A 13,375-nucleotide genomic window follows, 5' to 3' on the forward strand; every position below is an offset into this window, starting at 1 on the left:
GAGTCCGTTCGAGGGCGTCAGCCCTGATCAAGCCCCGCGGCCGGTGCCCTCGTGGGCCAGGTCCACGGTTGCCGCGATCAGTTGGTCCAGCGCCCTGCGGGTGTGCGCGCCGGGCGCCCCGCTGCCGCCCTCCATCAGCACACCCATGCACAGTCCATCGAGCCCGGCCAGAAGGAAGCGGGTCAACTCCTTCGGCGGCGTCGCGTACTGAAGCCCCGTGCGCTGTGCCGTGTCCACGAGCGCGGTGACGGCGATGTTCGTGATGTCCTGCTGGTACTTGTGCACCACTTCGCATAGCTCCGGCCGCCGCAGCGCGAAGGCGATCAGCTCCAACCAGAGCAGATTGAGCTCGGGCCGCTCGCACACGTCCGCCCAGAACACCTCGGCCGTGGCCCCGAGGGCCTCCTCCAGGCTGGTGGCATTCCGCACGCCCTCCTGCACCCCGCTGATCAGCCCCTCGGTCAGCGACTCCAGCACTGCGCGATAGAGGTCCGCCTTGGTGCCGAAGGTGTAGTGCACGGTCGCCTGTGCCACGCCCAGTTCGGCGGCGATGGCGCGTGTACTGCCCGCCGCGACGCCTTCCCGCGCCATGAGTTCGATGGCGGCGGCGATGAGCTGAGGGCGCCGTTCCGCGGCGGTCACATGTGCCATACCAGCCACTATATCGACACGGTCAAGTGTTCATGTCACTCGACATTGTCACCTGACAAAGTCGGTTGTATGGTGAATGCGGGGCGGGTGGTGAACCGCCGTGAGCCGCTGTGCGTGCCACGCATTGCCACCACTGAGGACCAACGAGGACCACGAGGGGCAGAGACCGATGAATTCGACGACACTCCGCCGACCGACCACGACCCCGGTAGCGGCACCCGAACGCGGGGCCATCCCGGTCATCGGCCATGCGCTGCGGGTGCCGACCGACTCCTTCACCCAGTTCGCCATGGACGAGGCACGAGCCCTCGGACCGATCTACAACCTGCGGATATTCAGCCGCGAAAGCCTCATGGTGTCCGGCGTCGACCTCGTCGCCGAACTGTGTGACGAGACCAGGTTCCGCAAGTCGGTGGACGACCTCGCGACCGTCCGGGAGTTCGGCGGGGACGGCCTCTTCACCGCCCTCGACCACGAGCCGAACTGGCGCAAGGCACACAACATCCTGATGCCCGCGTTCTCCTTCAACGCCCTCCGGGCGTACCACCCCACGATGCTGCTCGCGGCACAACGTCTTCTGGCCAACTGGGACGCACGTACCGGCACTCCGGTCGACGTCGCCGATGACATGACCCGACTGACCCTGGACACCATCGGCCTGTGCGGATTCGGCTACGACTTCGACTGCTTCGGCGGCGACGAGGAACACCCCTTCATCTCCACGATGGTCCGTGCCCTCGCCCACGCACAGAAGAAACTCGGACACATCCCCGGACTCGACTTCCTCTACGCGAAATCCGAGAAGCGCCACCAGGCCGACATCACCGCCATGAACGAACTCGTCGACGACATCGTGCGCCGCCGCCGCGGGGAGCTCACCGGCCGGACGCTCGACGACTCGGCACCCGATGACCTCCTGTCCCTCATGCTCCAAGCGACGGACAAGGACACCGGCGAGACCCTCGACGACACCAACATCCGCTACCAGGTGATCACCTTTCTGATCGCCGGCCACGAAACCACCAGCGGTGCACTCTCCTTCGCCCTCTATTACCTGCTCAAACACCCCGAAGTCCTCGCCGCGGCCCAGGCCGAAACCGATGCGCTGTGGGGCGACGACCCCGGCCCCCACCCTTCGTACGAGGACGTCGGACGGCTCACCTATCTGCGCCAGGTGCTGAACGAGAGCCTGCGCCTATGGCCCACCGCCCCCGCGTTCTCCCTCGAACCCCTGGAGGACACCCACATCGGCCGGGGATATCCACTGCGGCGCGGACAGAACGCGGTCGTGATCACACCGATGCTGCACCGCGACCCGGCCTGGGGGGACAACCCCGAACTCTTCGACCCGAGCCGCTTCACACCGGAACGCATGGAACAGCGCCCGGCCCACCTCTACAAGCCCTTCGGCAACGGCGAACGCTCCTGCATCGGACGCCAATTCGCCCTCCACGAGGCCACACTGATCCTCGGGCTGATCGTCCACCGCTATCGGCTGCGCGACCACGACGACTACCAGCTCAAGATCAAGGAAACGCTGACGCTCAAGCCGGACGGCTTCTCCTTGACCCCGGTACGACGGACCAACGACGAACGCCGACCCGCGACGACCACCACCCAGGCCCCGACGACCCCGGAAGCGCCACCCACCACGACGGGGTTGCGGGCGCGCGGCACCACCCTGACCGTGCTCTACGGCTCCAACCTCGGCACCTGCCGGAGCCTTGCCGACGGGCTCGCGCAGCAGGGCACCCGCCACGGCTTCACCACCACCGTGCAGAAACTCGACGACGCCGTCGGCCGACTCGACCCCGAAGCCCCGGTGCTGATCGTCGCCGCCTCCTACAACGGACGCCCCACCGATGACGCGGCACGCTTCGTCAACTGGCTGGAGAACAACGATCCGACCGGGCTCCCCGCCGTACCGTACGCAGTCCTCGGAGTGGGCGACCGCAACTGGCCCGCGACCTACCAACGCATCCCCACCCTGATCGACGAACACCTCGCCGCCGCAGGTGGAACCGCCATCGCACCACGGGCGGCCGTCGACGTCTCGGCCGATGTCGCAGCGGAAACCGACCGCTGGAGCGAGCACGTGTGGTCGACCCTGCTCGACCGCTACGGCCTGCCCGGCGAAGTGGACGACACACCGGCCGGTACGCGCTACACCATCGAGGTCATGTCCGGCCCGGAAGGCCCGCTCCCGCCGACCGACGACCTCCAACCACTACTGGTCCTGGCCACGGGCGAACTCTGCGATCTGACACACCCGACGGGCCGCTCGAAGCGCTTTCTGCGCCTGCGCCTCCCGGAGGGCGCGGAGTACCGCAGCGGCGATCACCTACTGGTACGCCCGGTCAATCCGGCCGCCCTGGTGGACCGTACGACCGCACTTCTGGGACTCGACCCCGACCGCGTCGTCCAACTGTCATCGGCCATCGAGAACCCACCGCTACCGGTGGACCAACCCCTGAGCGTACGGGCGCTGCTCACCCACTTCGTCGAACTCGGCCAGCCCGCCACCCGACGCCAGATCAGGGCCCTGGCAGCGCTCACCCCCTGCCCGCCCGATCGGATCGGTCTGGAGCACCTGCCCGAAGGGTCCACCGCAACCATCCCTGACCTGCTGGAACGCTTCGTCTCCTGCCGTCCCACGCTCCCCGAACTGCTCGACGTCCTCGCCCTCATGCGGATGCGCCACTACTCCATCTCCTCGTCCGCGGCGCAGGCCCCGGACACGGTGGAGTTGATGGTGGCGGCGGCGCCCGTACCGCACCGCGGCGGGCAGGGCACTTGGCTCGGCGCAGGCGCCGCCTATCTGGCCGCCCAGGAACCAGGGGATGTCGTGGACGGCAGGATCGCCCCTTGCCAGGAGCCCTTCCGCCCACCGTCCGACCCGACGACCCCGGTGATCGCCATCGCCGCCGGTACGGGCCTGGCCCCCTTCCGCGCGCTGATCGCAGACCGGGCGCTGGCGGTCTCCGGCAGTGCGAACGTACCGGCCGTCCCCCTCTATCGGGCGCCGCTGCTCTGCTACTTCGGCTGCGACCACCCGGACGTCGACTACCTCCACCGCGATGAACTCGAAGCGGCCGAAAGCATGGGAGCGGTCAGCATGCGCCCAGTCCACTCGGGAACCCCACGCGACGGCATGCGCTTCGTCCAGGACCGCATCGCGTGCGAGGCTGACGAGATCTGGACCCTGCTCGAAGCGGGCGCCCACATCCGCGTCTGCGGGGACGGCCGCGCGATGGCCCCGGGGGTACGGGACGCCTTCCGCACGATCTATCAGGACCGTACGGGTGCGAGTCCGTCCGATGCGGAGGAGTGGCTGAGCGCTCTGATGACGTCGAACCGCTATGTGGAGGACGTCTGGACGAGGTGAGCCGGGGGCGCTGCCCCGGGCCCCGGTGCCGGCTTTGACCCCTGTCCCGGCTACGGGCTCAGCGTCGCGTCAGCGGTTCGCAGCCCTGAACGGTGACGACCCCATCCGCCTTGGTCAGCATGATGATGACCCGCTCCTTGGCGTTCGCGGTCTTGAACTGCGGGAACTTGGCGTCCGATGTGGGCTCGGTCGTGATCGTGCACAGCTCGAACAGCCCGGGCGCCGCGCCCTTGCTGGTGTAGGTGCCGGGAGGGATGTCCTCGCCGACGATGTAGTCGCCGTCGCCGTACTGCTTGGCCTTGGGCGCCGACTTCTTCTTCGGCGCCTCGGCCGGCTTCGGCGGGGTCGGCTTGGGCGGAGCTGAGGACGGCGTGGGCTTGGGCGCCACGGCCTTCTTCGGCTCGGCCGGCTTCGCGGTGACGGTCACGGTCGCCGTCGGCCCCGCGGCCGTGACCGTCACCGTGGCCTCAACGACCTTGGCCTCACTGGCCACGGTCCCCTTGTCGTCGTCGGCCGTGGAGCCGATGATCGCAAGAAGCGTCACAAAAGCGAACAGACTGCCCCCGCTGATGCCCACGATCGCCCACAGGGACATGCGCTTCCTGACGGGAGGCGGTGGCTGATACGGGTACGGATACGGATACGGCGCTTGAGGCCCGCCCGGCTGCGTCCGCTCGGGCTCCGGGTACTGCTGGCTCATCCGCCGATCCCCTCGTACGGGTGGTGTGTTCAGAATATGGGGGGATGGTGAACATATCGGTGCTACGGGACGCGGAGGTGGGCCTATGGGGATTTGTTACCGGCCCGGTACGCGAGCAGGGTGCGGTGAACTCGCCCTCGTGTAGGGGCATTTCGACCCGCCGATGAAGCTTGCCGCCGGCCCGCCCGACACAAGCCCCGCGATCGCGGGGACCACGGTGCGTCGACGTCGCTCATCTCCCCGAGGTCGGAATCAACCCCGCATCGCGGGGACCACCCTTGGCACATGGTGTGGGTTATCGCGCCGATGGGACCACCCCCGCGCCTGCGGGGACCACTGCGGGAGTGTGGGAGCAGATCACCAGGGCTCCGGGCCACCCCCGCGCCTACGGGGACCACGGGAGCGCGCCACCGTGACCGGACGTACTGCGGGGGCCACCCCCGCGCCTACGGGGACCACACTTTCTGACCTGCGGTGATTCTAGCGATCTCGGAGCATTTCATTCGGTCGGTATCCCAGCTGCCCCGGCCCCGCTCATCGTCGCTTTTCCCTTCCATGCCTGCCAGCTCAAGACAGGGTCCATCCGTCCCCATCGATCTCACCTGGCATCCAAGTGAACAAGAACGGTCAACTCCCGTCGGCTGTCAGTGTTGCGTCTTAGGCTCCGGAATCAACCTACCGAGGGTGAAGGGGGCGACATGTCTGGATCGAACTTCAAGGGCACGGAAGGCAGCGACCCCGTCCTACCCGGTAGTCGCCCCAGCGCCGCGCACACCCTTCCCGTTGGCGCGATCGTCCCCGACCCCGACCGCTACCTCCACCTCCTCTGGGGCAAGTCCGAGGAGAAGGCCGGGGGGACGGCCAATCCTCTGCTGTCGCACCTTCTTGACACCGCTGCCGTTGCCGAACAGCTCTGGGACACCTATCTCGCCCCCGCCACCCGGCGCATGCTCGATCACACCGCGAGCGGCGGCGGGAAGGGCAGTGGACGGGCGTTCTTCAGTTGGCTCTGCGGGGTTCATGACATCGGTAAGGCCACTCCCGCGTTCCAGCGACTGTGGCCCAAGGGCGCGCAGGCTGTTCGGGCTGCGGGGCTCCAGTGGAACAGGCATGTGGTCGACAGCAGCCGCTGGCGACACGACCGGGCCGGAGCACATCTGTTGTGGCGGCTGTTGCCCGTCGGTGGGTGGCAGGAGGAGCACATCGAGTGGGTGTGGCCGCTCGTCGCAGGACATCACGGCGCGTTCCCCGGGCTGCACGCCACCAAGCCGAACTCCCGCGACCTCGTGGGGCGCGATCCCTGGCCCGCGGTGCAGTCCGCGTTACTACGGCACTTCACCGAGCAGTTGGGGTTCCAGGATCTCGCCGCGGTGCAACCGCAGCACATGCCATCACGTGCCGATCAGCTCCACCTCAGCGGCCTGATCGTCATGGCCGATTGGATCGCCAGCGACGAACACCACTTCCAGGGCGTTGACGACTTTGAGCGCCTGACCTTTGACCATGCGCGGCAGCGAGCGGCCGATGCCTGGAAGTCGTTGCGCCTGTCCGGTGGCTGGGGCCAACTCACCCTTCCCGGGCCCGAGGTGTTTGCCGAACGGTTCGGCCATGGTGCCCGACCGTCGCAGATCCTCGTCATGGATGCGGCCCGTCGTATGGAGGCTCCGGGGCTGCTGATCGTTGAGGCGCCCATGGGGGAGGGCAAGACGAAGGCGGCGCTGATGGCCGCCGAGATCCTCGCCGCCAGGTTCGGCGCTGACGGCGTCTTTGTCGGGATGCCCACCCAGGCCACCAGCGACCCGATGTTCAGCAACGTACGCGCCTGGACCAGGGCCATCGACGCCGATCTCGCCGACCGGGTTGCGCTGCTGCACGGCAAGCGGATGTTCAACAAGGAGTGGCGCGAGCTGTTGGAGGGCGCTTCGGGCGACCCGGACGCCCGTTTCGGGGTCGACGAGTACGGCGACTGTCATGACGACGACCCGGACGGCCGCACCCCGACGGCCGAGGGATGTCCCCGGCCACGCGGTCCTGCCGAGTGGTTCCTCGGGGCCAAACGCGGACTGCTCTGCCCCTTCGTCGTGGGCACCATCGACCAGTTGCTGTTCGCCGCCACCCGCACCAAGCATGTGATGCTGCGCATGGCCGGACTGGCCGGCAAGGTCGTCGTCCTGGACGAGGTCCATGCCGCCGATGTCTATATGTCCCAGTTCCTCAGGGAGGGGCTGCGGTGGCTCGGGCAGGCCGGCACCCCCGTCGTCCTGCTGTCGGCGACCCTCCCGCCTGCGCAGCGCCGTGAGCTCGTCGACGCCTATCTCGCCGGGGCGTCGACCCGCGAGGAGTTCACCGCCGAGGCTCTGCCCGACCCGCTCGGCTATCCATCCGTCACCGCGGTCTGGACGGCCCCGGACGGTTCGGGACCGCGCTATGACGTGGACAGCGGGACGGGTTGGCGCGACGATCTGAAGGTTGCCGTAGAGCTGCTGCCCGAGCGCATCCCCACCCCACAGACCTCCGTCGAGGACCGCCAGGCTGCGCTGGCGGACGCCAACGCCGCCGTCGTGGAACTCCTCCGGAGTGAGGTCGGAGCCGGAGGCTGTGCGCTTGTCATCCGCAACACCGTCGAGCGCGCCCAAACCCTTCACACCGCACTGCGCGACCACTTCGGTGACGATGTGCTGTTGCTGCACGCACGACTCGCCGTCGACGCCCGAGCCGATCGCACCGCGGCCTGTCTGCGGCTGCTCGGTGCGCCCGGTGACTCGGCCGTCGAGACCTCACGTCCTCGGCGGTTGATCGTCGTGGCGACCCAGCTCGCCGAGCAGTCCTTCGATGTGGATGCCGATCTGCTCATCAGCGATCTCGCCCCCATGGACCTCCTTCTACAGCGCATCGGCCGCCTCCACCGACACAACGGCACCAGTCGACCCGAACGCCTCAGCGATCCGCGTGTGGTGATCACCGGGTTTGAACACGACCTGAGTAGTAAGGAGTCCTTGCCGCGGTTCCATGGCGGGTCCGAGTTCATCTACGGACGGCATCTGCTGCTCCGCACGGCCGCCCAGGTCTTCGATGCTGTCGGCCGTGCCGTTCCTTGGAGCATCCCTTCGCAGGTGCCCACGCTCGTCGCCGACTGTTACGACCTCCCTCCGAGGCTCATCCAAGACGTGCAGAACGCCGAAGCGGCAGCGGACACCACGAGCATCGAGTCAGGGCCGGACGATTCCCTGATCCTGCCTTCATGGCGGACCGCGGCACAGGAGTTCCGGGCGGAGTGGGAGACCGAGCAGCGCAAGCGGGCCGCGAAGGCCGCGGGCTTCCTCCTCACCCGGGCCGGTGACCGCGAGGGCGAGACCCTCGCGGGCCTGCACTACGCATCGGTACCCGGGGGCGGCCGGGACACCGATCTCGATGCCGTGGTCCGCGACGGTGCACCCAGTACGGAGGTGATCCTCGTCGTCCGGGACGGCGAGACCTACCGCACGCTTTCCGGCCGCGCCCTGACCGTGAACGGCGAGGTGTCCGACGAACAACTCGACGATGTCCTCGGCGGTACGGTCCGTCTGCCGCCCCGCTACACGGACGCGGCCGTACGACTGCCCCCGCTGCCCGGCTGGCTCAGCCATCCCCGCCTGCGCTATAGCCCCGCCCTCGTCCTTGACGCGGAACACCGCTCGGCACCCCTCGCCGACCGAATACTCCGCTACGACCACATGCTGGGCCTGGTCGAGGAACGGCCCATAGCGGGTACACCCGCACGGTGAGCGGGACTTTACGACAATATGCAAACTTCCTGCCAAATCCCTTGTGAATGAGTAGAGTTACTGCCGCCTCACAGGGAGAGGCAGTGCTTGGGGGGAACCAAGTTGTTCAATCTGCTGGATGAGCCATGGCTGCCCGTGCGCCATGGTGATGGAGCCGTGTGCGGCGGCTCCGAGGCGGTCGAGGACATCGGAGTACGCCGGCTGCTGCTGGAGGCCGATCGGTTCCAGGACCTCGTCGTCGACCTGCCCACACAGAAGCCTGCGCTCTACCGGCAAGTGCTTCTGCCCATCGTTGTCGACGCGTTGGGCAGGCCCACGAAGGCGGGCGAATGGGCCGCCTTGTTCGAGGCGGCGGCCTTCACCCCGGTACAGCGCGCCAAACTGAACGACTACCTCGACGAACACCGGCACCTCTTCGACCTCTTCGACGCCCAGCACCCCTTCGGCCAGGTCGCCGACCTCAGGACCGGCAAGGACGAGACCAAGGGTTCGGCGCTGCTGGTGGCGACGGCGGCCACGGGCAACAACGTGCCGCTGTTCTCCTCGCGCACGGAGGGCGATCCACTGGAGTTGACCCCGGCGCAGGCCGCCCGCTGGCTGCTGCACACCCACTGCTGGGACACCGCGGCCATCAAGACCGGCGCGGTCGGCGACCCGCTGATGAAGGCCGGCAAGACGACGGGCAATCCAACGGGGCCGCTGGGACAACTCGGTGTCGTACTGCCCCGGGGAAGGACGGTCTACGAAACGCTGCTGTTGAACATCCCGTTCGGGCAGGCGCTCCTCTCCACCGATCAGCCGCAGTGGCGCGGACGGTCCCGGGACGTCCGGGCGGAGGACTCCTGTGCCACGGCCGTGTGGCACACCCGCCCGGCCCGTGGGCTGCTGGATCTATGGACGTGGCAGTCGCGCAGGATCAGGCTGGTCCCGGAGGAGACCCCTGATGGGACCAGGGTCACCAGGGTGATCGTCGCCGCTGGCGACCGACTGACCGTGACCCCTGACATCGAGCCGCACACCACCTGGACCACACCGCGCATCCCGGCCCGACCCAAGAAGGCGGCGGCCTCACCGAAGAGCACCAAGTCCCCCGCGCTCGAACGGCCACGCCAGCACCGCCCAGGGCAGGCCGCCTGGCGTGGTCTCGGCGCACTGCTGGCCCTCGGCAGTGTCACCGAGCACCGGGACGCGACCACCAAGACCGCCGGGTTCCGTACCAGCGCTCTCCTCGGCAACCTCGCCGAGACCGCGGACCGTATGTCGAACGCGTACCCCCTCCAGGTCGAGCTGACGGGGATCGTCTACGGCAACCAGTCGGCGGTCATCGAGGACGTCTTCTTCGATGAACTCCCCCTGCCGCTTGCCGCACTGGACCCGGAGGGTGAGGTCTGTGAGGTCCTGCTCCAGGTCGTGAACCAAGCGGAGGAGCTTGCGACAGCCGTCAACCACCTCTCCGCTGATCTACGGCGTGCGGCCGGTAGCGATCCGATCCCCTGGGACAAGGGACAGCGCCCAGGCGACACCTTGCTGCACGCCCTCGATCCCGTGGTGCGCCGACTACTGGTCGGTCTACGGAAGGCCGACGAAGCCGCGGATCGCGCCGCGCAGGGGGGTGACAACGAGGGTGACGTGTACGACGGGCAGGGACCGGGACTCGGAGACGGTGGGGCCGGCCGGTTCGAGCCGGGCTGGTCGGCATGGGAACAGAAGGCCGGACAGCTCACCTGGACAGTCGCAGAGCAGGTCTTCGCCACCGCCTCCCCCGGACTCTTCACCGGTCGGAAGGCAGGCAAGGAGGGCAAGGAGGGCAAGGAGATCGTGCACCGTCTCAGCACGGCTGAACGGGCGTTCCGCATCAAGCTGAACAAGATCCTTCCGCGGAGAGCGGCGCAAGGACGTCATCCGCGTCCCCGTGTCGAATGACCCCAACGCCTTCCGGGCGCTCGACAGGGATGGCAGCGGTGGGGGTCTGAATCCCGGCCATGCCTCGGGCGCCCCGCCCAAGCCCGTACCTGTACTCGTACCCGTACCCGTGCACCAGAGCTGGCCAGCGCCGGCCCGGTGTCAGCACAGCCAGCCGGCATGACCAGCCGGCATGACCGCCAACCGACCTGTGCCCGAACAACACCTTCCCGAACAACCAGAACCACCCACAAGTCAGACCGATCGAAGGGGGACCGACCGCAGTGCCCACCAATGCCCGCGCCGATACCGATACAACCGCCCGGGTCGCCCGCCGCTACTGGAACCAGCATGTGACCGGAGACGGCAACTGGCGCAGGGACGCCTTCACCGGGTCCGAGCTCCGCGCCGCCGGTGAGGACCTCGCCGCCCTCCGCTCCGGGCTGGGGCGCCCGGCCGCAACCGTCCCCGCCCTCTGGCGGTACTACACCTCACCCGTCGACGGCCGGGTCACCCGCGAACTGGAGGCGGAACACGCGGCACTCGCCCTCTACGGTCTTCACCAGCAGAGTCAGAGCGTCCCCATGCACCGGCGAGGCATCACCATAGGTGCCGCACTGCGCGCCCTCCATCGCAGTGGCCGGTTCAGCGAAGAGGCGGTGGACCGCCGTGTCGCCGCCGCCGTGCACACCACTGCCGTCCCGGCCCTGCTCTATCGACTGCGCGGACTGATCACCCAGCTCAGGTCCGTACAACAGCCCATCGACTACGACCAGTTGATGTCGGACGTCTGGCGCTGGAGCCACCCCGAACACCGGCAGCGCGTGCGCCGCGAATGGGGGCTGGCCTACCACGCCTGGGGTCCCTCCTCACAGGACCAACCTGGCGCCGGACGCAACGGCGAGGGCGTCGCCACCACATCCGCGCCATCGACCCTGTGATGCGAGCCGAGAACACCCCGGAGGACCCCATGGCGCTCCCCGCGTCCCGTACCTACATCGACATTCACATCCTTCAGACCGTCCCGCCCGCCAATCTCAACCGTGATGACCAGGGCAATCCGAAGGAGGCGTACTTCGGCGGGGTCCGTCGCTCCCGGGTCTCCTCCCAGGCGTGGAAGCGTGCCACCCGCACCCACTTCACCGAGCGACTGCCCCGGCAGGACCTGGCGACCCGTACCCGTCGGGTGGCCGCCGCGCTGGCCGAGCAGATCGCCGACGGCGACACCTGCGATGCCCAGACTGCGGCCCGTCTCGCGAACGCCCTGCTCGCACCGCTGAAGATCAGCGCGGGCAAGAAGGAGGGCGACACCGCCTATCTCTTCTTCTACGGCCGCCGCCAACTCGCCGCCGTGGCCTCCCTCGTACGCGACCGGGTCGCGAAACTCGCAGTGCTGGACGACACCGCGTTGGCCGAGGAGATCAAGAAGCTCCCGGTGCAGGAGAAGTTCAGCTCCGGGCACCCCGTGGACGTCGCCCTCTTCGGTCGGATGGTCGCCGACATCCCCGCCCTGAACGTCGACGCCGCGACCCAGGTGGCACATGCCCTGTCGACCCATGCGGTGGAGCTGGAGTTCGACTACTTCACCGCCGTCGACGACGAGCAGAAGAAGGGGGAGGAGACCGGCGCCGGCATGATCGGCACCATCGGCTTCAACTCCGCGACCCTCTACCGCTATGCGTCGGTGGGGCTCCACCAGCTCCGCGCGAACCTCTCCGACGAGGAAGCGACGATCAATGCCGTGGGGGAGTTCCTCACCTCCTTCGCCCGCTCCATGCCCACCGGCTACGGCAACTCCTTCGCCCACCGCACACTGCCCAGCCTGGTCGCCGTCGTCGTACGCACCGACCAGCCGGTCAACCTGGTTTCCGCCTTCGAGGAGCCCATCGCCGTCCCCTCGGGCATCGCCGCCGCCTCCGCTCGCAGCCTTGCCCAGGAGCACGCCAGAGCCGTCAGGGCCTGGGGCGACACCCCCGCGCTCACCGCCCTCTGCCACACCTTCGACGAGTCCGACGACACGGCGAAGCTGCTGGAGAGCGCCTTCGGCGAAGCGATCGCCTTCCCCGAACTCCTGTCCCGGGTCCGGTCCCACCTCGCCCAAGTCCCCCAGCGGGCCGCACGATGAGCGGTCCTCACGAGCGCCCGGCGGTCCTGCTCCTCAGATTGGCCGGGCCCCTTCAAGCGTGGGGCTCACGCAGCGCCTTCAACCGTCGGGAGACGGGCGCCGAGCCCACCAAGTCCGGTGTGATCGGACTACTCGCCGCCGCCGCTGGATACGCCCGTGAAGACCCTCTGGACGAACTGCTGCCGCTGCGTCTCGGCGTCCGCGTGGACCAGCCGGGCACTCTGCTGCGCGACTACCACACGGTCAGCGACTACCGGGGCCGCCCGTTGCCCCAGGCCGGGGTCACCGCCAAGGGGATCCAGAAGCCGACGGCACCGGCGAAGAACACCCATGTCACCACCCGCTACTACCTCCAGGACGCCGTCTTCCTCGCCGCCGTCGCCGGCCCGCGCGAACTACTGACCGGCCTGGACGGTGCGGTGCGCGCGCCCGCCTTCCCCCTTGCCCTCGGCCGCCGCTCCTGCCCGCCGACGCAGCCCATCTCCCTCGGATTGCGCGCGGCCGAGTTGGAGGAAGCGCTTCGGGCGGAGCCTTGGCAGGCGTCCCGGCGAGCCCGTGAGCAGTACGCCAAGCAGTGGGGTCGAGACCGGGGCAGCAGTGGCTCCCTCTACCCGGCACGCGTCGACCGCTCGGTCACCGTCGAAGACCCGGACGGCGATGACGTACTGCACGACGCACCCGTCTCCTTCGACCCTCGCGCCCGCCGCTTCACCAGCCGTCGTGTACGGCATGGCTGGCTCAGCATCCCCACCGGCTTCCCGCGCACCGACGACCTCGACCCCGAGGGCGCCACGGACGACGGCGCCACAAGCGCCGGCCATGACCCGTTCGCCCTGCTGGGCTGGTGA

8 protein-coding genes are annotated in these 13,375 nt (G+C 68.6%); 6 read left to right on the forward strand and 2 right to left on the reverse strand.

Annotation, left to right across the window (positions count from 1 at the left end; translation table 11 throughout):
- Nucleotides 1-27: 27 nt before the first annotated feature.
- Nucleotides 28-651, reverse strand: a complete 624-nt coding sequence (locus tag OID54_RS20065; protein ID WP_329021433.1) for a TetR/AcrR family transcriptional regulator — start codon at nucleotides 649-651, stop codon at nucleotides 28-30.
- Between the two features lie 169 nt (nucleotides 652-820).
- Here OID54_RS20065 and OID54_RS20070 point away from each other — a divergent pair, with 169 nt between their 5' ends.
- Nucleotides 821-4,036 carry a cytochrome P450 gene (locus OID54_RS20070; protein WP_329021435.1) on the forward strand — a complete coding sequence of 1,072 codons (3,216 nt, stop codon included), beginning with the start codon at nucleotides 821-823 and terminating at the stop codon, nucleotides 4,034-4,036.
- 58 nt (nucleotides 4,037-4,094) lie between these two features.
- Here OID54_RS20070 and OID54_RS20075 read toward each other — a convergent pair whose 3' ends face one another.
- Nucleotides 4,095-4,631 carry a hypothetical protein gene (locus OID54_RS20075; RefSeq protein ID WP_329021436.1) on the reverse strand — a complete coding sequence of 179 codons (537 nt, stop codon included), beginning with the start codon at nucleotides 4,629-4,631 and terminating at the stop codon, nucleotides 4,095-4,097.
- An 803-nt stretch (nucleotides 4,632-5,434) separates the two neighbouring features.
- Between OID54_RS20075 and cas3 the strand changes: the two genes are divergently transcribed.
- From cas3 to cas5e, 5 genes are all read left to right on the forward strand, one after another.
- A complete protein-coding gene (gene cas3, locus OID54_RS20080; protein ID WP_329021437.1) occupies nucleotides 5,435-8,500 on the forward strand; it encodes a CRISPR-associated helicase Cas3' in 3,066 nt (1,021 codons plus the stop codon).
- Between the two features lie 87 nt (nucleotides 8,501-8,587).
- Nucleotides 8,588-10,423 carry a type I-E CRISPR-associated protein Cse1/CasA gene (gene casA / locus OID54_RS20085; protein WP_329021438.1) on the forward strand — a complete coding sequence of 612 codons (1,836 nt, stop codon included), beginning with the start codon at nucleotides 8,588-8,590 and terminating at the stop codon, nucleotides 10,421-10,423.
- Between the two features lie 263 nt (nucleotides 10,424-10,686).
- Nucleotides 10,687-11,343 (forward strand): type I-E CRISPR-associated protein Cse2/CasB, encoded by a 657-nt coding sequence (casB, locus tag OID54_RS20090; RefSeq protein ID WP_329021439.1) that lies wholly within the window; start codon nucleotides 10,687-10,689, stop codon nucleotides 11,341-11,343.
- Nucleotides 11,343-12,527 carry a type I-E CRISPR-associated protein Cas7/Cse4/CasC gene (gene cas7e / locus OID54_RS20095; protein ID WP_329021440.1) on the forward strand — a complete coding sequence of 395 codons (1,185 nt, stop codon included), beginning with the start codon at nucleotides 11,343-11,345 and terminating at the stop codon, nucleotides 12,525-12,527. Before casB ends, cas7e begins: the two co-directional genes overlap by 1 nt.
- Nucleotides 12,524-13,375 carry a type I-E CRISPR-associated protein Cas5/CasD gene (gene cas5e / locus OID54_RS20100; protein ID WP_329021441.1) on the forward strand — a complete coding sequence of 284 codons (852 nt, stop codon included), beginning with the start codon at nucleotides 12,524-12,526 and terminating at the stop codon, nucleotides 13,373-13,375. Before cas7e ends, cas5e begins: the two co-directional genes overlap by 4 nt.

It is taken from the genome of Streptomyces sp. NBC_00690 (assembly GCF_036226685.1).
Taxonomy (GTDB): Bacteria; Actinomycetota; Actinomycetes; order Streptomycetales; family Streptomycetaceae; genus Streptomyces.

Excerpts from the sequence above, each read along its gene's own strand:
- OID54_RS20065 (WP_329021433.1), bottom strand. The coding sequence starts at position 651 with ATGGCACATGTGACCGCCGCGGAACGGCGCCCTCAGCTCATCGCCGCC.
- OID54_RS20070 (WP_329021435.1), top strand. The coding sequence starts at position 821 with ATGAATTCGACGACACTCCGCCGACCGACCACGACCCCGGTAGCGGCA.
- OID54_RS20075 (WP_329021436.1), bottom strand. The coding sequence starts at position 4,631 with ATGTCCCTGTGGGCGATCGTGGGCATCAGCGGGGGCAGTCTGTTCGCT.
- cas3 (WP_329021437.1), top strand. The coding sequence starts at position 5,435 with ATGTCTGGATCGAACTTCAAGGGCACGGAAGGCAGCGACCCCGTCCTA.
- cas7e (WP_329021440.1), top strand. The coding sequence starts at position 11,343 with ATGCGAGCCGAGAACACCCCGGAGGACCCCATGGCGCTCCCCGCGTCC.
- cas5e (WP_329021441.1), top strand. The coding sequence starts at position 12,524 with ATGAGCGGTCCTCACGAGCGCCCGGCGGTCCTGCTCCTCAGATTGGCC.